The sequence below is a fragment of the Streptomyces sp. TLI_171 genome, from assembly GCF_003610255.1.
Taxonomy (GTDB): Bacteria; Actinomycetota; Actinomycetes; order Streptomycetales; family Streptomycetaceae; genus Kitasatospora.
Map to the genome: position 1 here is coordinate 6684959 of NZ_RAPS01000001.1, position 24321 is coordinate 6709279.

The window sequence follows — 24321 nt, forward strand, 5'->3', positions numbered from 1 at the left end:
CGCCCATGCGCGTCCGCGACCTGCTCGCCCCCGGCGCCCCCCCGCTGCGCCTGCTCACCGGAGAGGACGAGCTCGACCGGCAGGTCACCGGCGTGATGACCACCGACCTGCAGGACCCCGGCCGCTACCTGCACGGCGGCGAACTCGTCCTCACCGGCATGCTCTGGCGCACCGAGGCCGCCGACTCCGAGCGCTTCGTGCGCACCATCGTCGCGGGCGGCGCCGCCGCGCTCGGCGCCGGCGAGGCCGAGGTCGGCCCCGTGCCCGCCGACCTCGCCGACGCCTGCCGCCGGCACCGCCTGCCGCTGCTGGTGGTCCCCGACGACATCGCCTTCGGCGCCGTCACCGAGTACGTCGGCCGGCAGGTCTCCGCCGACCGGGCCGCCGACCTCGCCGCCCTGGTCGACCGCCACCGCCTGCTGGTCTCCGCCGCCGGCGCGGGCGGCCTGGACGCCGTCCTCGACCTGCTCGGCGGCGACCTCGACCTGGACTGCTGGGTGCTCACCCCCACCGGCCGGGTGGTCGCCGGACCGGCCGACCGGCTGCCCACCGCCGACCGCGACCAGCTGTCCCGCGCCCACCTCGCCGCCCAGCGCCAGCGCCGCCGGCCCCCGCACCGGGTCCGGCTCGCCACCGGCACCTACTCGCTGCTGCCCGCCGCCGCCGAGACCACCCACGAGGCCCCGCTCGCCGACTGGATCCTCGCGGTGGCCGGCGACGTCACCGAGTGGACGCCCAAGCGCCAGCAGCTCGCCGACAACCTGGCCCGGCTGGTCGCCGCCGAACGCACCCGCCGCGACGAGGGCGGCCGGCTGCGCCGCCGGATCGCCGACGAGGTGCTGGCCCTGCTCCAGCAGGACGCCGACCCCGCCGAGATCGGCCGCGCCCTGCAGGCCTCCACCACCATGGCCACCCGCTACGAGGGCTCCGCCGGGACCGCCGCCGACAGCCAGCAGTGGCTGGTGCTGTCCGCCGACGCCACCGGCCTGCCCGACGGCGCGCTCCGCCCGGTCCTCGAAGAAGCCCTGGCCGGGGCCACCGACCGCGCCCTGGTCGCCGCCCTCGGCGCGACCGGCGCCGTCGTCGTGCTGCCCGCCCTGGACGTCGCCGTCCCCGCCGACGCGGTGCGCGCCCTGCTCGCCCCGCTGGAGGCCGGACTCGGCTCCGAGGGCCGGATCACCGTCGGGGTGTGCGCCCCCGCCGCCGAGTCCGGCGGCCTGCGCGGCGCCCTGGAGGAGGCCCGGCACGCCCGCCGGATCGCCGCCGCCCGGGTCGGCCGGGTCTGCGTCGCCGGCCCCGAGGAACTCGCCTCGCACGTGCTGCTGCTGGCCGCCGTCCCCGACGAGGTCCGGCGCGCCTTCCGCTCCCGGCTGCTCGACAAGGTCATCGCCTACGACCTGGAGCACCAGGCCGACCTGGTCCGCACCCTGGAGGCGTTCCTGCGCTCCGACGGGTCCTGGACCAGGTGCGCCGCCCAGCTGCACGTCCACGTGAACACGCTGCGGTACCGGATCGGCCGGATCGAGGAGCTGACGGGCCGTGACCTGTCCAGGCTGGAGGACCGGGTCGACTTCTACCTGGCGCTGGAGCTCGCCTAGCCGGTCCGACGGCAGGGGCGCGGCACCGGATCTCCGGTGCCGCGCCCCTGCCGTCGGACCGTCAGTCGGCGGTCCGGCGTCTGCCGCCGCGCGGGCGGCGCGGGTACGGGAACAGCCGTGGCGAGCGCTTGGCGGCCACGTCCTCCACCCAGCCGAAGGTCATCACCAGCAGGGCCAGCAGCGGGATCGCCACCAGCAGCGTGAACCACTGGCTGCTCAGCAGCCACTTCAGGTGCTCGTAGAAGAAGTCCACGTCCCACAGGCGGTCGATCAGCGGCACCGCGGCCACGAGCGCGGTCACGTGCCACAGGTAGACGCTGACGGCGCGTGAGTTGAGCAGGCTGACCAGTCCGTTCCACCGCTCCAGCGGGCGCGGCCACTGCTCCCAGGACGGGCTGACGTGGAGCAGCATGGCGACGAAGCCGAAGGACCACACCGCCTGGGCGATCGGCCAGGCCTCGATGTCGGTCGGCTGGGTCGGGTCGAGCGGCCTGGTCTGCAGGTACCAGAATCCCGCCACCATGATCAGCGGCGCGATCGACGGCAGGACGTACTGCGGGATGCGCTTGAGCAGGCCTTCCTGGTGGGCCATGCCGAGGATCCAGCAGGAGCCGAACGTCGCGAAGTCGTTGGCGGTCTCCCACACCCGGTGGTAGACGAAGTCCTGGTCGGCGAGGAACCCGTTCATCACGATCACCATCGCCAGCGGCGCGCACAGCGTCAGCACCGGGAACCGGCGCAGCGCCCACAGCATCAGCGGCGACAGCAGCACGTACCAGAGGTAGGCGCGCAGGTACCACAGCGGAACCACGAGCTGGGTCGCCCAGCCGGACTCCAGGTGGCCGTGCAGGCCGTGCAGGCCGTCCTCGGCGTACGGCGGAGTGCTCAGCGGCAGGACCCAGAACGCCAGCTTGGCCCACCACCAGGTGGGGTGGCCGGAGGAGTCGGGGCCGCCGCCGTCGAGGACCTGGGCGGTGATCACGATGGCGCCGAACAGCCACATCGGCGGAAGCAGTCGGCGCAGTCGGCCGCGGATGACGCCGAGCGCGGGACGGCTGAGCGAACGGGTCATCAGCGAGCCGGCCAGCGCGAACATCACGCCCATCGACGGGAACAGCAGCGGCAGCCAGAACCAGCCGAAGTTGTGGTAGAGCACCACGCGGACCAGGGCCAGCGCGCGCAGCAGGTCGAGGTACCGGTCGCGGCCGCCCTTGCGCACCGGCGGGTCCTCCGCGGCGGGCTCCTCCGGCTCCGGCTCGACCCGCCACTGCTCGGGTATCCGCAGCGCCAGGGTGTCCTCGTGCCGCCCGAAGCCCGGGGGGATCCGCAGCGCGAGGGTGTCCTCGTGGGTGCCGCGTCCGGCAGGTGAAGTCATCTCACGCCTCCACCGGGGCAGCGGCGACCTCGCCGGTGCGCCGGAGCTTCTGCCAGCGCAGCCGGCCACCGGTGAACGCGGTGATCGTGGACTGCAGCAGGACGATGTACATCAGTTGCCGGTAGACCACCTGCTGCAGCGGAAGGCTGATCAGGTGCCACGGCTTCTCGCGGTCCAGCCGGAAGGCGTACCAGGACAGCACCGACTGGAGCAGGATGAAGCCGCCCCAGCTGCCGAGCGTGATCGGGGTGTCCCCGAACAGCACCCCGTAGAGCAGGAACAGGTCGACCAGCGGCGCCAGCAGCGGCGCGACCACGCCGAACAGCACCACCAGCGGAAGGCCGATCCGTCCGAAGCGACCGGCCGGGCCGCGGGAGATCACCGCGCGGCGGTGCTTCCACATGGCCTGCATGGAGCCGTAGCTCCACCGGTACCGCTGCGACCAGAGCTGCTGGAGGCTGGCGGGGGCCTCGGTCCAGGCCCGGGCGCGCTCGGCGTAGACGATCCGCCAGCCCTCGCAGAGCACCGCCATGGTGATGTCGGTGTCCTCGGCGAGGGTGTCGTCGCTCATCCCGCCGACCGCCCGCAGGGCCTCCTTGCGGAACGCGCCCACCGCGCCGGGGATGGTCGGGATCACGTTGAGGACGTCGTACATCCGCCGGTCCAGGTTGTGGCCGAGGACGTACTCGATGTGCTGCCAGGCGCCGATCAGGCTGTCGCGGTTGCCGACCTTGGCGTTGCCCGCGACCGCGCCGATCCCCGGGTTGCCGAACGGCTGGACCAGCTCGCGCACGGTGGAGGGCTCGAAGACGGTGTCGCCGTCCATCATCACCACGATGTCGTGCGCGGCGGCCGCGACTCCGGCGTTCAGCGCGCTCGGCTTGCCGCCGTTGACCTTGCGGATCAGCCGGACGAACGGCAGGTCCATCTCCTCCACGATGTCCGCGGTGCCGTCCGTCGAGCCGTCGTCGATGACGATGACCTCGATCGGATAGTCGCTGGCGGCCAAGGAGTTGAGGGTGTTGGCGATGCACTCGCGTTCGTTGTAGGCCGGGACGAGGACGGTGACCGGCTCGGTGACGGGTGGTCCCCAGGCGTCCCGCCGCTTGGCGCGGCGGGCGTGGACGGGCGCGAGGACGAGCATCAGCGCGAAGCGGCCGAAGTTGAGGAACCCGACCAGGGCGAGCAGCGCGACCAGCAGCGGCAGCGTGACCACGGCGATGTGGGTGGCCAGGATGAAGCCCTTGCCCGCCCACAGCTGGAAGCCGTGCACCGGCACCATGGCGCTGGTGGCGCCGAGGGCGTCCGAGATGGTGGTGAAGCGGTACCCCTCGCCCTGCAGCTTGACGATGATCTGCTCGAGCGCCTCGACGGTCTCGGCGCGGTCGCCGCCCGCGTCGTGCAGCAGGATCAGCTCGCCCGCGCCGGGCTTGGTCGGCATCGCGGCCTTGACGATCTCGTCCACGCCGGGGCGCTTCCAGTCGTCGGTGTCGCGGTCGATGAACGCCGTCAGGTAGCCGTGCGCACCCACGTACTTGATGACGGGATAGTTCCAGTCGTCCATCGCGGAGGCGTCGGACGAGTACGGCGGCCGGAACAGCGAACTGTGCACGCCCGCGACGCCGGCCAGGGCCAGCTGCGTCTGCGCGAGCTCCCAGCTGATCCGGGCGTGCGACTGGTAGGCCAGGTCGGGGTGGGTGAAGGTGTGCAGGCCGATCTCGTGGCCGCCCGCGACGATCTGCCGGATCAGGTCCGGGTTGCGCGTGGTCATCGAACCGGTCACGAAGAAGTCCGCGCGGACGTCGTGCGCCGCGAGCACCTTGAGGATCTTCGGGGTCCATTCCGGGGAAGGGCCGTCGTCGAAGCTCAGCACCACGGTCTTGTCGGGGATCCGGTAGCTGACCGGGGCGGTGTTCTTGCTGCCGCGCGCGTCGATGACGGGGCCGCCCTTGAGGAGGTCCTCCGGCACCGTCGTCTTGTCCACCGACTGGGCGATCCGGGTGTCGTGGAACACCTCGTTGGTGGCCAGGCCGCGAAGGACCAGCAGAGCGAGCAGGCATGCCAGCAGGGACAGCGGCATGACGAAGCGCAGCGGCGGCGCGGCCAGTCGGCGCGGCCTGAGCAGGGACTGCCGGCGGCGCTGGTGGCGGGACAATGACGCTCCTGGGGATGGGTGGTGCAAACGATCCGGCGACGGCCGACCGCCCGAGCGGCCTGCTCTCAGGGAGGCCGGGCCGTCAGGGTTTGGGAGTCGAAGAGCTCGACGAGGGCGTCGATCCGTGAGATCCGGCGGCGGACTTCGACGCGGTGGGCTTCGTGGTGCCCGAGCTCTTCGTGGTGGGGGCCGTGGGCCGGGTGGCGCTCTTCGACGGGGACGCCGACGGCGACGGCGACGAGGAGGGCGAGGGCGAGGGTGCGGCCGAGGGGGACAGCGAGGGCTGGGGCGGTATCCCCATGGCCGGGGCGTCCGCCTGAACGCCGATCAGGCTGCCGCCCATGGCGACCGCCAGGACGGCCCCCACCACCGACACCGGCCAGCCCAGCCCGCGCAGCAGACGGCCGCGCAGACCCGACTGGTCGACGAACACCGGTTCGGGTAGCGGCTCATCGGGCTCGGCGCCGGGGTCGGCCGGGGCTTCGGGGTGCGCCGATCCGCGTTCAGGAGGAGTCATGACAGGGCGCACCTTGCGAGGCCTTTCAGTGCAGGGTACGTAGACCGCGGGAGCGTAGGCCGAACGCTAGTCCACCAACCTGAGGCGAATGGGTGGCGATGTCCTGATTTGGCACTGGCCGTCGCAGTGTTGTAATCGGATCGAGATGACTACTGGGGTGTAACGGTAGGCAGCCGTGTGCGGACCGTTGACCTTGCCACATGTCCGCCAAGGCGCCACCGGGTGCCGAACGGCCGGTCTTGCGCGCCCCGTTAGGATGACCGCCTCATCTGATCAGCCGTCTGTCCGTGTCGAGGACGGGTCCAGGTCCGCCGCCACGCCGCAAGGAGCTCGTGTGAGCAAGCCCCGCCTCCGTCCCCGTCACCGCGCGTGGAGCGTGCTCGCCCTGCCGACGCTGTTGTGCACGCTCGCCGGGTGCTCCAGCGGTCCTGCCGGCGGCACCGCCGCGCCCGCCGCGGGCGGGGAGGCCAAGGCGGCACCCGCCACCAGCGCCTCGCCGACGCCGACCGGCCCGCCGGGAACCCTGTTCGACTCCTTCCACTACAGCGGCCCCGACGACCCGGCCTTCCAGGCGCACGGCTGGGAGGTCCGGGACGGCGCCGGCGGCCCGGGAGTCAAGGACACCTGGACCGCGGCCGGCGCGGCCTTCCCCTCGGACACCACCGCGCAGGGCGGCCGGATCATGCAGCTGCGGTCCTCCACCGACGGAACCGCCCAGGGCACCAAGCAGGTCGAGGTGCAGAGCACCGGCAGCCGGTTGCTCAACGGCACCTACGCCGCCCGGATCTACCTCAGCGACAAGCCCGCCTCCGGGCGCAACGGCGACCACGTCGTGCAGACCTTCTTCCCGATCTCCCCCTCGGACGGCTCGGCGAACTACAGCGAACTCGACTACGAGTACATGCCGAACGGCGGATGGGGTTCGGTCGGCCCGCAGCTGGACACCACCAGCTGGTTCAAGTCGGATCCGCCGGACCGGGTCACCCACGCCCTCAAGCAGCACCTGGAGGGCTGGCACCTGATGATGATCACCGCCGTCGACGGAAAGGTCACCTACTCGCTGGACGGCAAGGACCTGTTCACCAGCACCGGGAAGTACATCGCCCGGGAGAACGTCGACGTCCACTTCAGCAACTGGTTCATCGACCTGCTCCCCTCGCTCGGCGCCACCCGCACCTGGGACATGAAGGTCAACTGGTTCTACTACAAGGCCGACCAGGCCGTGTCCAAGGCCGATGTCCAGAAGACGGTGGACGAGTTCTACGCCGCCGGCACCGACTACGTGAACACCCTGCCGAAGTCCTGACTCCGCTCACGGCGAGGGCCCGGCCGGACCGCACGGTCCGGACCGGGCCCCTCCCGTGACGGCGGGTCAGTGGTTGGCCGGGATCACTGACGTCAGCCAGCTGAAGACCCCCGGGACCATCGGCTTCCAGACGTCGCTGCTGTGCGAGCCCGAGGTCTCCTGGACGGTGACCGTGGTCGGGGCCTTGGCGGCGGCCTTCAGGGCCTCGCCCGCCTCAAGGCCGTCGCCGCGGTTGCCGCTGATGTACAGGGCGGTCTTCGGCGGGGTCTTGGCGGACTTCAGGATGTTGAGCGGGTTGGAGACCTCCCGCAGGTGCGGGTCCTTGGCGGTCAGCGACCGGTCCTCGGCCGCCGGGTCGTTGTAACCGGACAGGCTGACGCCCGCGCGGTACCGGTTCGGGTGCTCCAGGGCCAACTTGGCGGCGCAGTGCCCGCCCGCCGAGTAGCCGGCCACCGCCCAGCGGTCCGCCGACGGATCGGCGCGGAAGTTGTCGAGCACCATCTGCGGGACGTCCCGGGACAGCCACGCGTCGGCGTTGACCTTGCCCGGCACGTCCGCGCACCCGGTGTCGGTGCTGTCGCCCAGCAGGTTGGTGCGCGGGGAGACCAGGATGAACGGGGCGACCTGGCCGCTCTGCATCATCGGCTTCAACTGCTCCGACACCCGCAGCGTACCGAACCAGGTCTTGGACGAGCCCGGCCAGCCCGGCAGCAGCTCCACCACGGGGAAGGTCCGGTCCTTGTACGCCGGGTCGTTGTACTGCGGCGGCAGCCAGACCAGCACCTCGCCGTCGACGCCGGAGACCGCGCCCTTCAGGTCGGTGGTCTGCACGTCGTTCGGCACCTTCGGGTCCCCGACCGGGGCGAACCGCTGGATCACCTTGGCGTGCTGGCCGTCGCTGCCCGGCGTCCCCGGGCCGCCCGACGCGCCGACCGTCTCGGCCTGCACGTTCGGCACCGCCCGGACGTGGTTTCCGGTGCCGAGCAGGTCGTCCCAGCTGCCGTAGATCAGGTTGGCGTTGTTCACCATGACGAACACCATCATGACCGCGGTGATCTGACAGAACAGCAGCATCACGATCCTGGAAAGGGCCTGAACGGGCTTCGGACCTCTCACCCGGCTCCACAGCAGGAGCGCCACCGCGATCGAGACCGGCACCAGGACGATCGTGAAAAGAAGGAACGGGGTGCCTGTCAGCTGCATCGGGTCTCTCGAATCGGGTCGTCCGGCCGTCCGGGGCACGGTCCCCCGGTTCGCGCATCACACTTGTCAGACTGCGTCAAACACACGATCAGTTGCTGTCGACACCCGCAGAAACCTGAGAGGTACATCACGTTTTCGTGAGAATCCGCTGTGCGTTCGGGGCTCAGTCTGCCAGTTCGCCGACACCGCTCCACCTGCGGGCCGCACCTTTTACCGAATCCAGGAGCATTCATCACGTGACCACAGCAAGCGGCTCCGCCCGCCCCGTCCTGCCCAACCTGCTGGGCCTCGGCCCGCGCGCCGAGCGCCGCCGGCGCACCCTGCCCGCCGGCGTGCTCCGCCTGCCCACCATCGGCGTGGACATCGGCGGCACCAAGGTGGTCGCCGGCGTGGTCGACGGCGACGGCCGCGTGGTCGACCGGCTGCGCACCGAGACCCCCGACAAGAGCAAGAGCCCCAAGGTGGTCGAGGACGTCATCGTCGACCTGGTGCTGCAACTCGCCGACAAGCACGACGTGCACGCCGTCGGCGTCGGCGCGGCCGGCTGGGTCGACGCCGAACGCTCCACGGTGCTGTTCGCCCCGCACCTCAACTGGCGCGGCGAACCGCTGCAGCAGGCGCTCAGCTCCCGGCTGCGCTTCCCCGTGGTGGTCGAGAACGACGCCAACGCCGCCGCCTGGGCCGAATGGCGGTTCGGCGCCGGACGCGGCGAGGACCACATGGTGATGATCACCCTCGGCACCGGGATCGGCGGCGCGGTCGTCCGCGACGGCCACGTCGACCGCGGCAAGCACGGCCTGGCCGGCGAGTTCGGCCACATGCAGGTGGTGCCCGGCGGCCACCGCTGCCCCTGCGGCAACCGCGGCTGCTGGGAGCAGTACTCCTCCGGCAACGCCCTGGTCCGCGAAGCCCGCGAACTCGCCGCCGAGGAATCCCCCGTGGTCCAGCCGCTGCTCGCCCGGGCCGGCGGCTCCCCGCTCGGCATCACCGGGCCGCTGGTCACCGAGGCCGCCCGCGAGGGCGACGCCGTCGCCGTCGAACTCCTCTACGAGGTCGGCCGCTGGCTCGGCGTCGGCATCGCCAACCTGGCCGCCGCCCTGGACCCCGGACGCTTCGTCATCGGCGGCGGCGTCAGCGAGGCCGGCGACCTGCTCCTCGGCCCCGCCCAGGACGCCTTCCGCCGCACCCTCACCGGCCGGGGCTTCCGCCCCGAGGCCCGGATCGTCCACGCCGCCCTCGGCAACGAGGCCGGCCTCGTCGGCGCCGCCGACCTGGCCCGCCAGGTGGCCCGCCGCTTCCGCACCGTCAAACGCCGCCGAGTGGAACGCGCCACCAACCGCTGACCCCCGCACGGTGAGCCTCGCCCCGCCCGCCGCGGGCGTCTTGCGCGCAGTTGGCCGAAGGTGCTGTTGTCCGGTGCACGGCGGGTGTGGGAGAACGGGGGACTGACGCCGTCTCAGGGAGGCCGCATGGGTGCCCTCGCCCGTCTCGTTCCTACGCTCGCGCTCGTCACCGGACTGCTGTGCACCACCGCCCCCGCGGAGGCCGGGCAGGCCGCTGCGGTGAAACAGGCCGAGGCGGTGGGGCGGGGCGGGGCGGTGGCCAGTGTGGACGCGGACGCGACCGCCGCCGGGCTGGAGGTGTTGCGGCGGGGCGGCAACGCGGTGGACGCCGCGGTGGCGACGGCCGCCGCCCTCGGGGTGACCGAGCCCTATTCGGCGGGCATCGGCGGCGGCGGGTACTTCGTCTACTACGACGCCCGCTCCGGCAAGGTGTCCACGCTGGACGGCCGCGAGGTCGCCTCGCGCACCGCCGACAGTTCGCTGTTCCTGGAGAACGGCGCCCCCCTGCCGTTCGCGGACGCCGTCACCAGCGGCCTGTCCGTGGGCGTGCCGGGCACCGCCGCGACCTGGGAGGAGGCGCTGCGCCGCTGGGGCACCCGCGGTCTGGCGGAGGTGCTGAAGCCCGCCGAGCGGATCGCCGACCGCGGCTTCACGGTCGACCGGACCTTCCAGGACCAGACCGCCGCCAACCAGGCCCGGTTCCAGGACTTCCCGGCCACCCGCGCGCTGTTCCTGCCGAACGGCGGGCTCCCGGCCGTGGGCTCGACCCTGCGCAATCCCGATCTGGCCGCGACCTACCGCGAGTTGGGCCGAACCGGCACGGCCGCGCTGTACCGCGGCCCGATCGGCGCCGACATCGTGCGCACCGTCCAGCACCCGCCGGTGGACCCGGCGTCCGGCCGCGACGCCCGCCCGGGCCGGATCGACGCCGCCGACCTGGCGGGCTACCAGGTCCGGCAGCAGGAGCCGACGCACGTCGGCTACCGGGGCCTGGACGTGTACGGCATCGCCCCGTCCTCGTCCGGCGGGACGACCGTCGGCGAGGCGCTGAACATCCTGGCCGCGAACGGCGCGTCCGCGCTCGGCGACCCGGCCGCGTACGACCACCAGTACCTGGAGGCGAGCCGGATCGCGTTCGCCGACCGCAACCGCTGGGTGGGGGACCCGCGGGCCGTCCAGGTGCCGACCCGTCAACTCCTGGACCCGGCGTACGGCGCCGCCCGGGCCTGCCTGATCGACCCGCAGCACGCGCTGACCAGCCCGCTCGCCCCGGGCGACCCGTACCACCCGGCGGCGTGCGCGAGCAGCGGGCAGCCGGCCGTCGAACCGTACGAGGGCCAGAGCACCACGCACCTGACGGTCGCCGACCGCTGGGGCAACGTGGTGGCGTACACGCTGACCATCGAGCAGACCGGCGGCAGCGGCATCACCGTCCCCGGCCGCGGGTTCCTGCTGAACAACGAGCTGACGGACTTCAACTTCACCCCGCTCACCCCGGGCGTCCCCGACCCCAACCTGCCCGGCCCGGGCAAGCGGCCGCGCTCCTCGATCTCGCCGACCGTGGTGCTGCGCGACGGGCAGCCCTACCTGGCGCTCGGCTCGCCCGGCGGCGCGACCATCATCACCACCGTCCTCCAGGTGCTGACCGGCCGGGTGGACCGCGGTCTGACGCTGGAACAGGCGATCGCCGCACCGCGCGCCAGCCAGCGCAACACGGCCGCCACCCAGGCCGAACCGGCCTTCCTCGCCTCGCCGGAGGCGGCGAAGCTCCAGGCGATGGGCCACGTCTTCGCCGCCACCCCGGAGATCGGCGCCGCGACCGGCGTGGAACGGCTGCCGGACGGCCGCTGGGTGGCCGCCGCCGAACCCGTCCGGCGCGGCGGGGGAGCGGCGGGGGTGGTGCGGCCCTCGCACTGAGCCGCCGTCGCCTGCCCGGCGCTGTCGGCGGCGGGCGGTATGTTCGGACGGGGTGCCCGGCCCGCCGCCGGGAGCCCCGTCCGTCCGCACCGCCGAGGGAAGGCCGCCGTGACCGTCCGCATCGCCACCTGGAACATCAACTCCGTCACCGCCCGGCTGCCCAAGCTGCTGGAGTGGCTGGAGTCCGCCAAGCCGGACGTGCTCTGCCTGCAGGAACTCAAGTGCACCGCCGAGGCGTACCCGGCCGAGGCGATCGCCGAGCTCGGCTACGAGTCCGCGGTGCACGGCACCGGCCGGTGGAACGGTGTCGCCGTGCTGTCCCGGATCGGCCTGGCCGACGTGGTCCGCGACCTGCCCGGCCAGCCCGGGTACCTCGCCGAGGACGCGATGCTCCCGGTCGTCGAGCCGCGCGCCGTCGCCGCGACCTGCGGCCCCGTCCGGGTCTGGTCGGTGTACGTGCCCAACGGCCGCGAGGTCGACCACGCCCACTACCGGTACAAGCTGGAGTGGCTGGCCGCGCTGCGCGACGCCGTCCGCGAGGACGCGGCGGGCAGCCGTCCGTTCGCGGTGCTCGGGGACTTCAACATCGCCCCCACCGACGAGGACGTCTTCGACGTCGCCGCGTTCGAGGGCCTCACCCACGTCACCGCCCCGGAGCGCGCCACCCTGACGGCCCTTCAGGAGATCGGCCTGCAGGACGTGGTCCCCCGCCCGCTCAAGTACGACCGCCCCTATACCTACTGGGACTACCGCCAGCTGGCCTTCCCGAAGAACCGCGGCATGCGGATCGACCTCACCTACGCCAACAAGCCCTTCGTCGACGCCGTCTCCGACAGCTACGTCGACCGCGAGGCCCGCAAGGGCAAGGGCACCTCCGACCACGCCCCGGTGGTCGTCGACCTGGACGTCTGACCGGCCGTCAGGCCCGCGGCGCCCACCGGCCCGCGGGCCGGGGCAGGCCGAGCAGGCCGCGGAGGGTGGCTGCCTCGTAGCCGGTGCGGAACGCGCCCCGGCGCTGGAGTTCGGGGACCAGGGCGGTGGTGATCGCGGCCAGGTCGTGCGGGAGCACCGCGGGACGCAGGCGGAAGCCGTCGAGTCCGGCTGCCCGCAGGTCCAGGAGCAGGTCGGCGAGGTCCCCCGGAGTGCCGGCGAAGATCTCGGCGTCCGAGGTGTACTGGGCGCCGTCCGTGTCGTCCAGCCGTCGCAGGCGGGCGGCGGCGCGGCCGGGCCGGTCGTCGAGCAGGACCACGAGGTCGGCGAAGGCGAGCAGCGGGTCGCCGGGCGGGCGGCCGACCAGCTGCCGGGCCCGGTCGACGGCGGCCAGCTCGGTCACGGCGCCCGCCCGCGAGTGGGGGGTGAGGTAGACCAGGTCGGCGCGGGCGGCGGCCAGTTCGTAGGGGGTGCTCGCGTGGGCGAGCACGGTGATCGGCGGCCGGCCCTGCGGCGGGCGCGGGGTGATCGAGGGGCCGCGGACCCGGACGTGCTCGCCCGCGAAGTCGATCCGGTGCAGCTTGTCGCGGTCGACGAAGCGGCCGGTCGGGCGGTCGCGGATCTCGGCGTCGTCCTCCCAGCTGTCCCAGAGCAGGCCGACGGCTTCGACGACCTCGTGGGCCTCGGCGAACAGGTCGCGCAGCCGGGCGGCGATCAGCTCGGGGTCGCGGAGGTCGGCCGCGGTCAGCTGCGGGGTGGTCCGGCGGCCGAAGTGCGCGGCGTCGGCCGCGCGGAAGGTGATCTGCGGCCGCCAGCCGGCCCGTCCGCGGCTCGCGTGGTCCAGCGAGGCGATGCCGGTGGAGAGGTGGAACGGCTCGGTGTGGGTGACGTTGGTGGTCGGGACCAGGCCGATGTGCGAGGTCAGCGGCGCCAGCGAGGCCGCCAGCAGGACGGCGTCGAGCCGGCCGCGGAGCTGGTCGGTGCGGTCGTCGGGGAGGTGGAACGCGGCGGACTGCGGCCCGAGCGCGTCCTCGACGGTGACGAAGTCGAGCAGGCCGCGCTCCGCCTCGCGGACCAGGTCGGCCCAGTAGCGGGCGGTGAAGACCTCGGCGGGCCGGGCGCCGGGTTCGCGCCAGGACGCCGGGTGCCAGCCGGTGTCGTCCAGGGCGACGGCGAGGTGCAGACGGGTCATCGGAACTCCTTCACAGCGGGTCGGTCCCGGGACTCGCGGGGCGGCTTCAGCCCGAGGTGGTCGCGGAGCGTCGGGCCGGTGTACTCGGCGCGGTGGACGCCCATCTCCTGGAGCAGCGGCACCACCCGGTCCACCAGCTCGTCCAGTCCGGTAGGCGTCAGGTGCGGCACGAAGACGAAGCCGTCGGCGGCGTCGGTCTGCACGAACTCGTTCATGGCGTCGGCGATCTGACGGGCCGTGCCGACGAAGGTGGGCCGGGCGGTGGCCGCGATCACCGTCTCGCGGATGCTCAGCCCGCGGGCGTCGGCGAGCTCGCGCCACCGGCGGACCGTCTCCGCACGGCCCTTGCGGTACTCGGTGTGTCCCTGGGTGAGGACGGCGTCCGGCCGCGGGTCCAGCCGGGGCAGCGGCCCGTCCGGGTCGTGATCGGACAGGTCCCGGCCCCAGAGGGCCTCCAGCAGCATCAGCGCGGTCTGCGGGCCGACCTGGGCCCGGCCGAGTTCGGTCGCGCGTTCGGCGGCCTCGGCGGGGGTGTCGCCGAGCACGTACGTGACCGAGGGGATGATCTTCAGGTCGGCCGGGTCGCGGCCGTACCTGGCGAGCCGGCCCTTGACGTCCCGGTAGAAGGCCCGGCCGCCCTCCAGGGTGCTGTGCCGGCTGAAGATCACGTCGGCGTCGGCGGCGGCGAACTCGCGGCCCTGCTCGGAGTCCCCGGCCTGGATGATCACCGGGTGCCCCTGCGGCGGTCGCGGGGTGGTGAACCGGCCGGCGATGTCGAAGTGCCGGCCGTGGTGGGCGAACCGGCCCGCGCCGTCGCGCAGGAAGCGCCCGGCCGAGGCGTCGGCCAGGACGTCGCCCGGCCGCCAGCTGTCCCAGAGCGTGCGCGCGGCCCGCAGGAACTCGGCGGCCCTGGTGTAGCGGTCGGCCTCGGCGAGGTAGCCGCCGCGGCGGAAGTTCTCGCCGGTGAAGGCATCCCAGCTGGTCACCACGTTCCACCCGGCCCGGCCCCCGCTCAGGTGGTCCAGGGTGGCCAGCCGGCGGGCCACCTCGTAGGGCTCGTTGAAGGTCGAGTTGACGGTCGCGGCCAGCCCGAGCCGGGTGGTGACGGCGGCGAGGGCGCTCAGCACGGTCAGCGACTCGGGGCGGCCGACCACGTCGAGGTCGTGGATGCGGCCCTTGTGCTCGCGCAGCCGCAGTCCCTCGGAGAGGAAGAAGAAGTCGAACCTGCCGCGTTCGGCGGTCCGCGCGAGCCGCTCGAAGGAGTCGAACGCGATCTGGCTCCCGGACCTCGGGTCCGACCAGACGGTGTGGTGCTGGACGCTGGGGAGTTGGGCGGCGAGGTGGATCTGTTTCACGGGCACCGGTACGGCCTCCTGGGAGCGGATGACGGAACGGGGGAGGGGGCGAGGGTCAGCGGCGCCGGGCGGGGAAGCCGTGCGCCCGCGCCCTGAGGACGACGGCGAGCACCGGGGCGATCAGCACCAGGACGGCCCAGGGCAGCGCGGCGACGCCGGCCGTGTCGAGCAGCAGCCCGCCGAGCACGCCGCCGCCCGCCATGGCCGTGTTCCAGAGCGTGACCAGCGCCGCCTGGGCGGCGTCCGCGTGCTCGCCGGCGGCGTCGCCGCCCGCCGTCTGCAGCAGGGTCGGCACGCCTCCCCAGCCCAGACCCCAGAGCGCCGCCGCGAGGTACACCAGGGCGGGCGAGTCGGACAGCAGGGCCAGCAGCGCGGCGGCGAGCGCGACCAGCACCGCGCCGAGGACGGTCAGCAGCCGCAGGTCGCGGTGGATCCGGGCGCCGGTGATCCAGATGCTCAGCAGCGAGGCGCCCCCGAAGACCAGCAGCACCAGGTCGGTGGCGCCGCCCATGCCGAGCCGGTCGAGGTAGGCGGCGATGTACGCGTAAAGGACGGTGTGGGCCAGGACGAAGACCAGTGTCACGAACAGTACCGGCGCGACCCCGGGCACCGACAGCACCCGCAGGATCCCGCCCGCCCGCTCGCCCCGCCGCCCGGGGTGGTCCGGCACCGCGACGGCGATCCAGCCGATCACCGTCAGCGCGAGCACGGTCATCGCCAGGAACGCCACCCGCCAGTCGACCGCCCGGGCCAGGAACGCGCCGGCCGGGACGCCCAGCGACAGCGCCACCGGGATGCCGGCCATCACCACCGCGACCGCCCGCCCCTCCAGGCGGGCCGGCACCAGCCGGCGGGCGAACCCGGCCAGCAGCGCCCAGGCCAGCCCCGCGGCCACCCCGGCGAGGAACCGGGCCGCCATGGTGAGCGGATAGCTCGCCGACCAGGCCGTGACCGTGTTGGCGACGGCGAACGCGGCCATCGCCGTCAGCAGCAGCGGCCTGCGCCGCCAGGCCGCGGTGGCGGCGGTCAGCGGGATCGCGGTGAGCGCGGTGCCGACGGCGTAGACGGTCACCGTCTGGCCGGCGGCCGACTCGCCGACTCCCAGGTCGGCGCTCATCGCAGGCAGCACGCCCGCTGGCAGGGTCTCGGTCAGGCTGGTGAGGAAGACCGCGGTGGCCAGCGCCAGCAGCGCCGCCATCGGTAGCCCGTGCGCCCGAACTCCCCTGCCGGAAGGGGTTTCTGTCGCTGATTCTGTTGGCATCCGGATGCTCATGGCGGCTATCGTGAAACCCTCACACCAGTGTGAGGGTCAACGGAGCCGGGTGTGAGGTGGGCCACATGCGCATCGGAGAGCTGTCGAGCCGCACGGGTACCTCCCGCCGGCTGCTGCGGTACTACGAGGAGCAGCAGCTGATCGTCTCCACCCGGGCCGCGAACGGCTACCGGGAGTACGACGACCGTCTGGCGGACCGGGTGCTGCAGATCCGCGGGCTGCTCGACGCCGGCCTGCCGACCCGGATCATCAAGCAGATCCTGCCCTGCCTCGACAAGCCCCGCGCCATCCACTTCCCCGACGCGACGCCGGAGATGCTCGCCACGCTGACCGCCGAGCGCGACCGGATGACCGAGCGCATCGACTGCCTGGTCCGCAACCGCGACGCGGTCACCGAGTACCTGGCCGCCGTCACCCCGCCCGCCGCGCAACCGTCCTGACGGGTCGTCAACCAGTCGCGCAGGCCCAGGTCCGGAGATCCACGACCGCGTATCCTCTGAGTGTATAGACGCGGAGTCTACCCGCGGCGTAGGCTCCGATCATGAGCGTTCCCCTCACCCTGCTCGGGCTGCTCGAACGCGAGCCCAGCCACGGATACGACCTGAAGCGCGACTACGACGCCTTCTTCGGACGCGGAAAACCACTGCCCTTCGGCCAGGTGTACGCGACCCTCGGGCGGCTCGCCCGGGACGGGAAGGTGGTGGTCGGCGAACCGGAGGCCGGCGACGGACCGGACCGGAAGCGGTACGTGATCACCGAGACCGGGGCCACCGAGTTCGAGGACTGGCTGCGCGAACCCGTGGCCGCCGAACCCCACCTGCAGACCGTGCTGTTCAGCAAGGTCGTGCTGGCGCTGATGCTCGGCCGGGACGCCGAGCACTACCTCGACACCCAGCGCGCCGCCCACCTGCAGCGGATGCGCGAACTCACCGAGATCAAGCGGTCCGGCAGCCTGGTCGACGCGCTGCTCGCCGACCACGGCCTGTTCCACCTGGAATCCGACCTGCGCTGGATCGACCTCACCGCAGCCCGACTCGACGCCCTCGCCGCGGAGGTGGCCAAGAAATGACCCCGCTGATCGAAGCCCGCGCCGTGACCCTCGCCTTCGGCGAGACCCCCGCCCTGCGCGGCGCCGAACTCGCCGTCGACGCCGGCGAGATCCTCGCCGTGATGGGCCCCAGCGGCTCCGGCAAGTCCACCCTGCTGCACTGCCTGGCCGGCATCCTCACCCCCGACAGCGGCGAGATCCACTTCGACGGCCGCCGGATCGACCGCCTCGGCGAGCAGGAAAGCAGCGCGCTGCGCCGCGACGCCTTCGGCTTCGTCTTCCAGTTCGGCCAGCTGGTACCGGAACTGACGGCCGAGGAGAACGTCGCCCTGCCGCTGCTGCTCGGCGGCGTCAAGCGCCCCGCCGCGCTCGCCCGGGCCCGCGACTGGTTCCCGCGCCTCGGCCTGGACGGGCTCGAACGGCGCCGCTCCGGCGAGCTCTCCGGCGGCCAGGCCCAGCGCGTCGCGCTCGCCCGCGGACTGGTCGCCGAACCGCGTGTGCTGTTCGCCGACGAGCCCACCGGCGCGCTCGACTCGCTGACCGGCGAACACGTGATGGACCTGCTGGTGACCGCCGCCCGCGACCAGGGCACCACCGTCGTCCTGGTCACCCACGAGGCCCGGATCGCGGCCTACGCCGACCGCGAGACCATCGTCCGCGACGGCCGCGCCACCTCCCTCACCGGACGGCTCGCCTCATGATCCGCCTCGGTCTCCGGCTCGCCGTCAGCGGCGGACGCGAAGCGCTCGCCCGCCTCGCCGTCACCGCCGCCGCGGTCGCCATCGGCGTCGGCCTGCTGCTCACCACCCTCGCGGCCGTCAACGCCGTCCACACCCAGAACACCCGCTACGCCTGGTTCAACACCGGCTTCACCTCCGCCGTTCGGGAGGCGGCGGGGGAGAGCCCCGCCGCCTCCGGCGCGACCGGTCCGGTCGACCCGATGTGGTGGCTGACCAGGCGGGACACCTTCCAGGGCCGCGAGATCGGCCGGGTGGACGTCGCGCTCACCGGGCCGCGGGCCGCCCTCCCGCCCGGAGTGCCGCGGATGCCCGCGGCGGGCGAGTACTACCTGTCGCCCGCGCTGGCGGAACTGGTGGACCGGACACCCGCGGCGCAGCTCGGGGACCGGTTCCCGGGACAGCGGATCGGGATCCTGGGCAAGGACGCGCTGCCCGCCCCGGACAGCCTGGTCGCGCTGGTGGGACGCAGCCCGGAGGACCTCCGGGCGCTGCCGGGCGCGGCGCTGGTGGACCAGGTCGCCGCCGTCTCGCCGGACCGGTGCGACGACTGCGTGGTGGGCATCAAGTCCAGTGGCACCGAGCTGATCCTGACGGTGGCGACGGGCGCGCTGGTGTTCCCGGTGCTGATCCTGATCGGCACCGCGACCCGCCTGACGGCCACTCAGCGCGAGCGCCGGTTCGCCGCGATGCGGCTGGTGGGTGCGACCCCCAGGCAGGTCTCGGTGGTGTCCGCGGTGGAGGCGACGGCGGCCGCCGCGGCGGGCGTGCTGCTCGGCTTCCTGCCGTTCCTCGCGGTGCGGGGCCGGGTCGCGGAGATGTCGCTGAGCGGCGACCGGTTCTTCACCTCGGACCTGGCGCTGACGCCCTGGCAGATCGCCGCCGTCGCGGTGGGCGTCCCGGCCGCGGCGGCGGTCGCGGCGCGGATCGCGCTGCGCCGGGTGCGGATCTCCCCGCTGGGGGTGAGCCGCCGGGTGACGCCGAAGCCGCCGCGGGCGTGGCGGGTGGTCCCGCTGGTGGCGGGGCTGGCCGAGCTGGTGCTGTTCCTGCTGTGGCACCCGTCCACCGTCCAGGGCCAGACCCGGGGCTACCTGTCGGCGTTCGGGCTGATCATGCTCGGCCTGGTGCTGTCAGGGCCGTGGCTGACCGGCCGGGCGGCGGCGCTGCTGGCCCGGCGCACCCAGCGGCCGGCGACGCTGATCGCGGTGCGCCGGCTCGCGGACAACCCGACGGCCGGCTTCCGCGCGGTCAGCGGCCTGGTGCTGGCGCTGCTGGTGATGAGCGCGACGATCGGGATCATCGGCACGATGACCGCCGAACGCGGCCGTCCCCCGGGCGGCCCGCAGTACGAGCACGTGCTGACGAACTTCCTGAGCAACGGCTACTCGGACGAGGGCGGCCCGGTCTCGGCCGGCCGGCCCGCGCCGCCCGAGCTGCTGGCGGGGCTGCACGCGCTGCCCGGGGTGACGGGCACCCTGCTGGTGCACCCGGCGGGCCGGACGGTGCCGATCCAGGTCGACGGCGAGACCCGGGCCGGGGAGGTGGCGGACTGCCGGGAGCTGGCCGCCGTGCGGGTGTTCGGCCGGTGCGCGCCGGGGGCCGAGACCGCGTACGTGGCGTCCGTGTGGAGCGGCTTCCGGGACAACTCCGGCTCCGTGTGGCCGGCCGCCCCGTACTCGGCGGCCCGGGCGGCGGCGCTGCCGGTGGTGAACGTGATCGTGGCGACCGACGGTTCGCAGGCCGCCGTGGAGCGGGCCAGGACCCTGGTGGACACCGCGTACCCGGCGATCCGGCAGTCGATGACGCTGGCGGAGGGGATGCGGCTGTCGGAGTCGGAGCTGAGGGGCTATCAGCAGCTCGCGAACGTGGTGATCCTGGCGACCTTCCCGATCGCGGGGTGCAGTCTGGCGGTCAGCGTCGCCGCGGCGCTGGGCGAGCGGAAGCGGCCGTTCAGCCTGCTGCGGCTGACCGGGGTGCCGCTGGGGATGCTGCGGCGGGTGGTGGTGCTGGAGTCCGCGGTGCCGCTGGTGCTGGTGTCGGCGGTGGCGATCGGCGTCGGGCTGCTGGCCGCCGACCTGTTCCTGCGCTCGCAGCTGCGGTACTCGCTGCACGCGCTCGGCGGCGGCTACTACCTGACGGTGGCGGCGGGGCTGGCCGCGGCGCTGGCGATCATCGGGTCCACGCTGCCGCTGCTGCGCCGGATCACCGGGCCGGAGACCGCGCGCAACGAGTGAGCGGGCCCCGGGGTTGTTCGGGTCCGGAACATCGTGCGGACTCGAACGGCCTTGCGGGATCGCCGCCGTCCGGGACACTGCCTAGCGTGGTCGGCAACCCGTGGTAGCGGAGCGGGCACGGAGCGCCGCTGCCCCATCCCCGACCCCTGGAGGTACGGCATGCGCCCGACGCGCACCGCCGCCGCCGCTCTGCTCGGCACCACCGTCCTGTTCGGCCTGACCGCCGCCGCCCCCGCGTCCGCGAAGGGCAGCGAACCCGCCTGGGTCAGCCCGGCGCAGGCACAGCCCGGGCAGTCGGTGGCGGTCAGCGTGACCTGTGCGACCAGCACGGAGAAGTCCGTCACCGCCACCTCGGCGGCCTTCGCCGGCGGTTCGACCACGCTGAGCGTGGGCCCGGACGGCAAGTACTCCGGCAACGCGACCGTCATCTCCGAGCAGGAGATGGCCGGCGCGATCGCCAAACGCACCACCGGCGACTCGTCGTGGGGCATCGACGGCAAGTGCCCGAACGGCGACAGCTTCGTCGGCGCGGTGGCCATCGCGGTCGCCTCGACCGGCACCGCCGAGGCCGGGGCCGGCGCCTGGGAGGGCGCCAAGGTCCCGCACGGCGGCGTGGAGACCGGCCTGGGCGGCTCGGTCGGCGTCGACGGGCGGCAGCTGGCCGCCGGCGGCGCGCTGGTCGCCGCCGGCATCGGCGGGTTCTGGCTGCTGCGCCGCCGGGGTGCGGCCGGCCGGACCTCCTGAGCGGCCGACCGCGACGCGCCCACCGTCCGCGGCAGGCCGCGTGTCCCCGCGGCCCTCGGCACGAACGAGGGGCGGCACCCGATCGACGGGTGCCGCCCCTCGCGCGTGTCGACGGGACGTCAGTCGGTGGCCGCCGCGGCGGCGCCGCGCTCGGCCACGGGCGCCGCGGCGGCGGTGCGCTGCAGGGCGCCGGTGGTCAGCAGGTACTGGCCGACCAGGTAGGTGAGCATGATCAGGAAGCTGTGCGCGGGCAGGTGCTTCCAGTCCGCCAGGTCGGTGGCGATCAGGGTGTCGGAGAGCAGGAACAGCGCCCCGCCCAGTCCGGCCCGCCAGTTGATCTGCGAGGCGGTCACCGCGGTGGAGGCCAGCAGCAGGCTGTAGAACGCGACCGGGATCCGCATGCCGGCGTCCAGGCCCGGCCAGAGCAGCACGATCAGCACCGCCCAGGCCACCGCGTAGCAGCCTCCGGCGAGCAGCGCGCGGCGGCGGTCGGCGAGCGCGCCGAGCTTCACGAACATGGTCACGTAGCAGGCGTGGCCGGCCGCGAAGGAGCCCATGCCGGCCAGGAACGCGACGGTGCCGCCGATCTCCAGCAGGATGTCGCCGCCCGCGCCGAACAGCAGCGCGGGGACCAGCAGGGCGGGCGTGCCGGGCCGGCCGAGCGCCCACACCCAGGCGGCCAGCAGCGGCATCAGCGCCGGCTTGGTGGCGTACTGCAGCGGGTGCAGCTGGACGGCGATCGCCAGCAGGTGCGCGGCCGAGACGGCGGCGAAGGCGATCAGCAGCGCCCGCGCGGTGCGCGGGTCGCGGGCGGCGGGGTTCATGCGGCGGCACTCTCCGGTCCGGCGGCGGGTCCCTCGGTGCGCGGGGCGGGCTGCCAGCCCGGGCCCTTGGCCAGGTGGCGCAGCCGGTCGCCCCAGGTGGCGGCGGCGCGGACGTCCCGGGCGATCGAGGCGTACTCGTGGGTGGCGACCCTCAGCGGGTTGAAGGTGCCGATGTTCTTGGTCAGGCCGTACACCGGGCGCTCGGCCTCCGCCGCGAAGGAGCCGAACATCCGGTCGAAGACGATCAGGATGCCGCCGAAGTTGCGGTCCAGGTAGCCGCCCTGCGAGGCGTGGTGCACCCGGTGGTGCGAGGGGGTGTTGAACAGGTACTCGAACGGGCGGGGCAGCTTCCCGATCCGCTCGGTGTGGATCCAGAACTGGTAGACCAGGTTCGCCGAGGAGCAGAACGCCAGCGCCGCCGGGTGCACGCCGGCCAGGATCATCGGCACGTAGAACACCCAGCTGGTGGCCGAGGTCCAGGGCTGCCGCAGCGCGGTGGAGAGGTTGTAGTGCCGGCTGGAGTGGTGCACCACGTGGCAGGCCCACAGGATCCGGACCACGTGGTGGCCGCGGTGCGACCAGTAGTAGAAGAAGTCCTGCGCCAGCAGCATCAACGGCACCGTCCACCACAGCACCGGCACCCGAAGCGGCGTCAACTCGTACAGGAACGAGTAGATCGCCACGATCGGGATCTTCCACCCGGCGTCGAACAGCAGCGACCCCAGGCCCATGCCGAGACTGGTCGCGGTGTCCTTCGCGGCATAGCCCTGCTCCTCCTCGTCCGGATGGAAGCGGTACGAGACCAGTTCCAGGACGGTGAGCAGCACGAAGGCCGGTATCGACCAGAGCACGACGTCGGGCAGGTGTGGCATGCCCGGAACCATAGGGGACGGCGGCGACCAGCGGAAGAGGTGGTTACCGGCGCGTAGCGGGTGGTGCGGCGTCTACTCTTGGGGACGACATGGAGCGGCACGAAGCAGCCGTCGGGGCCGTCAGGACCACCGGGGGTACGGGGATGGGGCGCACAGCCGGGGCCGGCCGGCCCGTTGCTGCCGCACGTCCGCGCCCGGGAACCGGTCGCACGGCGAGCGAACTCGCCTCCGCCGCCGAGCGGTTGGCCGCCGGGTTCGAGGCCGCCGACCCGGCCGCCGCCGATCGGCTGGCCGCCGCCGCGTTCGGCGTCTACGGGGCCCGGCACCTCGGCGGCGCACCCCAGCAGGCCGAGCCCGCGCCCGGCACCAGCTGGTGGCACGGACCGACCGTGCACCACTCCACCTCGCCGCTGTTCCGGCCGCTCGGCTACCGCCGGATACGCCGGGAAGCCCCCGCCGCCGCGCCCGGCCGCCCCACCGGAGGCGGACGGCACCGCAAACCCGAGCGCCCCGCCTCCTCCGGCGACCTCGCCGCCACCGCCGAACTGCGCACCGCCGCCCGGCTGCTGATGGCCCACCCGCTGGTCACCGCCGACGGCCCGCACGGCGCCGCGCTCCCGCTGGTCCGCCGGCACGCCGAGACCCTCGCCGAACGCTTCCACGCCCTGCTCGGCTACCGGCTCACCCTCGGCCCCGCGCACGCCCGCCTGCACAAGGCCCCGCTGCCCGGCCGCGGCCTGCCCGGCCTGGGCCCCGCCGGGTACGCCGCCCTGGTCCGCGCGCTGGCCGGCGCCGGCGACCCGCCGCCCGCGGTCCGGGCGCTGCTCGACCAGTGGCGGGCGCCCGCCGAACTCGCCGCCGACCTGCTCACCGCCCCCGCGCTGCCCCCCGCAGGCCCCGAGGTGACGGTGCGCCGGCTGCTCGCCGAGACGCCGGTGGTGCTGCTCGACGACCTCGCCCCCGCCGAACGCGCGCACCTGCTGGACGCCGCCCCCGCCGAGACGGAACGATTCGCCGACTTCCTCGGCCTGACCGCCGAGATCCGGGCCGAGGGCGTCGCCCTGCTCGACCCCGCCGACGAACTCACCGACCTCGCCCTGCCCGGCCCCGGCACCCTCGCCCAGGCCGCGCTGCTGCTCGCCGAACGCCTGGTCGAGGACCTCCGCCCGGTCGACACCGACAGCGGCACCGCGCCGCCCGCCGTGCTGGTCCCGGACGCGCTGATCGACGGCACCCTCGGCGACATCACCGACGACTACGGCATGAGCGCCGGCTGGGACGCCGGCTACCTCGCCGACCTGGCCGCGTTCCGCCGCGACGCCCTCGACCTGCTGCACCGGATGGGCCTGGCCGCCCCCGCCGGCCGCAACTGGCTGCTGCGCGCGCCCGCCGCCCGCTACGCCCCGCGCGCCGATCTCCAGCCCGCGCAGGGCTCCGGCCGGCACTCCCGGCCGAGCTCGGCGCTGCTGGACGTCAGCCGGTGACCGGGCGGACCCGCTCGGCGACCGGGCGGAACTCCTGCACCGTCTCGTCGTACCGGACCCGCTGGCCCTGGTGCAGGATGTGGCCGTCGTCGGTGTCGGCGAGCACCGAGTCGTAGTAGACGGCGACCTCGGGGCCACCCGAGTCCGGGGTGATGTAGCCGTAGGCGTGGTGGATGTTGAACCACTTCACGGTGCCGGTCTGCATGGTGGGACT

Annotated in this window: 21 protein-coding genes; 12 read left to right on the forward strand and 9 right to left on the reverse strand. The window is 73.8% G+C overall.

The genetic code is table 11. The features are described from left to right. The first annotated feature begins 5 nt into the window (after positions 1-5). On the forward strand, positions 6-1598 hold the full coding sequence (locus BX266_RS29785; RefSeq protein ID WP_099904810.1) for a PucR family transcriptional regulator ligand-binding domain-containing protein: 1593 nt from the start codon (positions 6-8) through the stop codon (positions 1596-1598). 61 nt (positions 1599-1659) lie between these two features. Here BX266_RS29785 and BX266_RS29790 read toward each other — a convergent pair whose 3' ends face one another. Together BX266_RS29790 and BX266_RS29795 are read right to left on the reverse strand one after the other, a co-directional pair. Continuing rightward, entirely contained in the window at positions 1660-2973 is a 1314-nt protein-coding gene (locus BX266_RS29790) for an acyltransferase (RefSeq protein WP_099904812.1), read from the reverse strand. A gap of 1 nt (position 2974) precedes the next feature. Then, on the reverse strand, positions 2975-5065 hold the full coding sequence (locus BX266_RS29795; RefSeq protein ID WP_399171315.1) for a bifunctional polysaccharide deacetylase/glycosyltransferase family 2 protein: 2091 nt from the start codon (positions 5063-5065) through the stop codon (positions 2975-2977). A 224-nt stretch (positions 5066-5289) separates the two neighbouring features. Here BX266_RS29795 and BX266_RS38970 point away from each other — a divergent pair, with 224 nt between their 5' ends. Further along, positions 5290-5448: a hypothetical protein gene (locus tag BX266_RS38970; RefSeq protein WP_180290660.1), complete on the forward strand. Its 159-nt coding sequence runs from the start codon at positions 5290-5292 to the stop codon at positions 5446-5448. A gap of 531 nt (positions 5449-5979) precedes the next feature. Next, a complete protein-coding gene (locus tag BX266_RS29800; RefSeq protein WP_099904813.1) occupies positions 5980-6951 on the forward strand; it encodes a glycoside hydrolase family 16 protein in 972 nt (323 codons plus the stop codon). Positions 6952-7017: 66 nt separating this feature from the next. Here BX266_RS29800 and BX266_RS29805 read toward each other — a convergent pair whose 3' ends face one another. After that, positions 7018-8109: an alpha/beta hydrolase-fold protein gene (locus tag BX266_RS29805; protein ID WP_310794816.1), complete on the reverse strand. Its 1092-nt coding sequence runs from the start codon at positions 8107-8109 to the stop codon at positions 7018-7020. A gap of 281 nt (positions 8110-8390) precedes the next feature. Here BX266_RS29805 and BX266_RS29810 point away from each other — a divergent pair, with 281 nt between their 5' ends. From BX266_RS29810 to BX266_RS29820, 3 genes are all read left to right on the forward strand, one after another. Then, on the forward strand, positions 8391-9497 hold the full coding sequence (locus BX266_RS29810) for an ROK family glucokinase (protein WP_399170729.1): 1107 nt from the start codon (positions 8391-8393) through the stop codon (positions 9495-9497). A 126-nt stretch (positions 9498-9623) separates the two neighbouring features. After that, positions 9624-11414: a gamma-glutamyltransferase gene (gene ggt / locus BX266_RS29815; RefSeq protein ID WP_099904817.1), complete on the forward strand. Its 1791-nt coding sequence runs from the start codon at positions 9624-9626 to the stop codon at positions 11412-11414. A gap of 108 nt (positions 11415-11522) precedes the next feature. Next, positions 11523-12326 carry an exodeoxyribonuclease III gene (locus BX266_RS29820; protein ID WP_259464916.1) on the forward strand — a complete coding sequence of 268 codons (804 nt, stop codon included), beginning with the start codon at positions 11523-11525 and terminating at the stop codon, positions 12324-12326. Positions 12327-12333: 7 nt separating this feature from the next. Here the strand turns inward: BX266_RS29820 and BX266_RS29825 are convergent, their stop codons facing one another. Genes BX266_RS29825 through BX266_RS29835 form a run of 3 tightly spaced genes read right to left on the reverse strand, consistent with a single transcriptional unit; the run spans position 12334 to position 16152 of the window. Continuing rightward, a complete protein-coding gene (locus tag BX266_RS29825) occupies positions 12334-13536 on the reverse strand; it encodes an LLM class flavin-dependent oxidoreductase (protein ID WP_099904821.1) in 1203 nt (400 codons plus the stop codon). Next, positions 13533-14891: an NtaA/DmoA family FMN-dependent monooxygenase gene (locus BX266_RS29830; protein ID WP_218969352.1), complete on the reverse strand. Its 1359-nt coding sequence runs from the start codon at positions 14889-14891 to the stop codon at positions 13533-13535. Before BX266_RS29830 ends, BX266_RS29825 begins: the two co-directional genes overlap by 4 nt. 55 nt (positions 14892-14946) lie before the next feature. Next, entirely contained in the window at positions 14947-16152 is a 1206-nt protein-coding gene (locus BX266_RS29835; protein ID WP_259465172.1) for an MFS transporter, read from the reverse strand. A 77-nt stretch (positions 16153-16229) separates the two neighbouring features. Here BX266_RS29835 and BX266_RS29840 point away from each other — a divergent pair, with 77 nt between their 5' ends. From BX266_RS29840 to BX266_RS29860, 5 genes are all read left to right on the forward strand, one after another. Further along, a complete protein-coding gene (locus BX266_RS29840; protein WP_099904827.1) occupies positions 16230-16604 on the forward strand; it encodes a MerR family transcriptional regulator in 375 nt (124 codons plus the stop codon). A gap of 101 nt (positions 16605-16705) precedes the next feature. Further along, positions 16706-17233 carry a PadR family transcriptional regulator gene (locus tag BX266_RS29845; RefSeq protein ID WP_099904829.1) on the forward strand — a complete coding sequence of 176 codons (528 nt, stop codon included), beginning with the start codon at positions 16706-16708 and terminating at the stop codon, positions 17231-17233. Beyond that, entirely contained in the window at positions 17230-17913 is a 684-nt protein-coding gene (locus BX266_RS29850) for an ABC transporter ATP-binding protein (protein WP_099904831.1), read from the forward strand. Before BX266_RS29845 ends, BX266_RS29850 begins: the two co-directional genes overlap by 4 nt. Beyond that, complete coding sequence (locus BX266_RS29855) at positions 17910-20183, forward strand: FtsX-like permease family protein (RefSeq protein ID WP_099904833.1); 2274 nt, start codon at positions 17910-17912, stop codon at positions 20181-20183. The genes BX266_RS29850 and BX266_RS29855 overlap by 4 nt, the downstream gene beginning before the upstream one ends. 159 nt (positions 20184-20342) lie before the next feature. Next, positions 20343-20927, forward strand: a complete 585-nt coding sequence (locus tag BX266_RS29860; RefSeq protein ID WP_099904835.1) for a hypothetical protein — start codon at positions 20343-20345, stop codon at positions 20925-20927. Between the two features lie 119 nt (positions 20928-21046). Here the strand turns inward: BX266_RS29860 and BX266_RS29865 are convergent, their stop codons facing one another. Both BX266_RS29865 and BX266_RS29870 read right to left on the reverse strand, forming a co-directional pair. Beyond that, on the reverse strand, positions 21047-21751 hold the full coding sequence (locus BX266_RS29865) for a lysoplasmalogenase (protein ID WP_099904837.1): 705 nt from the start codon (positions 21749-21751) through the stop codon (positions 21047-21049). Beyond that, the gene (locus BX266_RS29870; protein WP_099904839.1) at positions 21748-22623 is read right to left on the reverse strand and encodes a sterol desaturase family protein; all 876 of its coding nucleotides are present in this window, start codon (positions 22621-22623) and stop codon (positions 21748-21750) included. Before BX266_RS29870 ends, BX266_RS29865 begins: the two co-directional genes overlap by 4 nt. 143 nt (positions 22624-22766) lie before the next feature. On the opposite strand from BX266_RS29870, the gene BX266_RS29875 reads away from it, so the two are divergent. Next, complete coding sequence (locus BX266_RS29875; protein WP_180290661.1) at positions 22767-24107, forward strand: DUF2398 family protein; 1341 nt, start codon at positions 22767-22769, stop codon at positions 24105-24107. On the opposite strand, the gene BX266_RS29880 is transcribed toward BX266_RS29875, so the two are convergent. Further along, positions 24097-24312 carry a cold-shock protein gene (locus BX266_RS29880; RefSeq protein WP_099904841.1) on the reverse strand — a complete coding sequence of 72 codons (216 nt, stop codon included), beginning with the start codon at positions 24310-24312 and terminating at the stop codon, positions 24097-24099. The two genes, BX266_RS29875 and BX266_RS29880, sit on opposite strands and share 11 nt — an antisense overlap. Positions 24313-24321: the final 9 nt, after the last annotated feature.

Excerpts from the sequence above, each read along its gene's own strand:
- BX266_RS29785 (WP_099904810.1), top strand. The coding sequence starts at position 6 with ATGCGCGTCCGCGACCTGCTCGCCCCCGGCGCCCCCCCGCTGCGCCTG.
- BX266_RS29790 (WP_099904812.1), bottom strand. The coding sequence starts at position 2,973 with ATGACTTCACCTGCCGGACGCGGCACCCACGAGGACACCCTCGCGCTG.
- ggt (WP_099904817.1), top strand. The coding sequence starts at position 9,624 with ATGGGTGCCCTCGCCCGTCTCGTTCCTACGCTCGCGCTCGTCACCGGA.
- BX266_RS29825 (WP_099904821.1), bottom strand. The coding sequence starts at position 13,536 with ATGACCCGTCTGCACCTCGCCGTCGCCCTGGACGACACCGGCTGGCAC.
- BX266_RS29835 (WP_259465172.1), bottom strand. The coding sequence starts at position 16,152 with ATGCCAACAGAATCAGCGACAGAAACCCCTTCCGGCAGGGGAGTTCGG.
- BX266_RS29840 (WP_099904827.1), top strand. The coding sequence starts at position 16,230 with ATGCGCATCGGAGAGCTGTCGAGCCGCACGGGTACCTCCCGCCGGCTG.
- BX266_RS29845 (WP_099904829.1), top strand. The coding sequence starts at position 16,706 with ATGAGCGTTCCCCTCACCCTGCTCGGGCTGCTCGAACGCGAGCCCAGC.
- BX266_RS29850 (WP_099904831.1), top strand. The coding sequence starts at position 17,230 with ATGACCCCGCTGATCGAAGCCCGCGCCGTGACCCTCGCCTTCGGCGAG.
- BX266_RS29855 (WP_099904833.1), top strand. The coding sequence starts at position 17,910 with ATGATCCGCCTCGGTCTCCGGCTCGCCGTCAGCGGCGGACGCGAAGCG.
- BX266_RS29860 (WP_099904835.1), top strand. The coding sequence starts at position 20,343 with ATGCGCCCGACGCGCACCGCCGCCGCCGCTCTGCTCGGCACCACCGTC.
- BX266_RS29865 (WP_099904837.1), bottom strand. The coding sequence starts at position 21,751 with ATGAACCCCGCCGCCCGCGACCCGCGCACCGCGCGGGCGCTGCTGATC.
- BX266_RS29870 (WP_099904839.1), bottom strand. The coding sequence starts at position 22,623 with ATGCCACACCTGCCCGACGTCGTGCTCTGGTCGATACCGGCCTTCGTG.
- BX266_RS29875 (WP_180290661.1), top strand. The coding sequence starts at position 22,767 with ATGGGGCGCACAGCCGGGGCCGGCCGGCCCGTTGCTGCCGCACGTCCG.
- BX266_RS29880 (WP_099904841.1), bottom strand. The coding sequence starts at position 24,312 with ATGCAGACCGGCACCGTGAAGTGGTTCAACATCCACCACGCCTACGGC.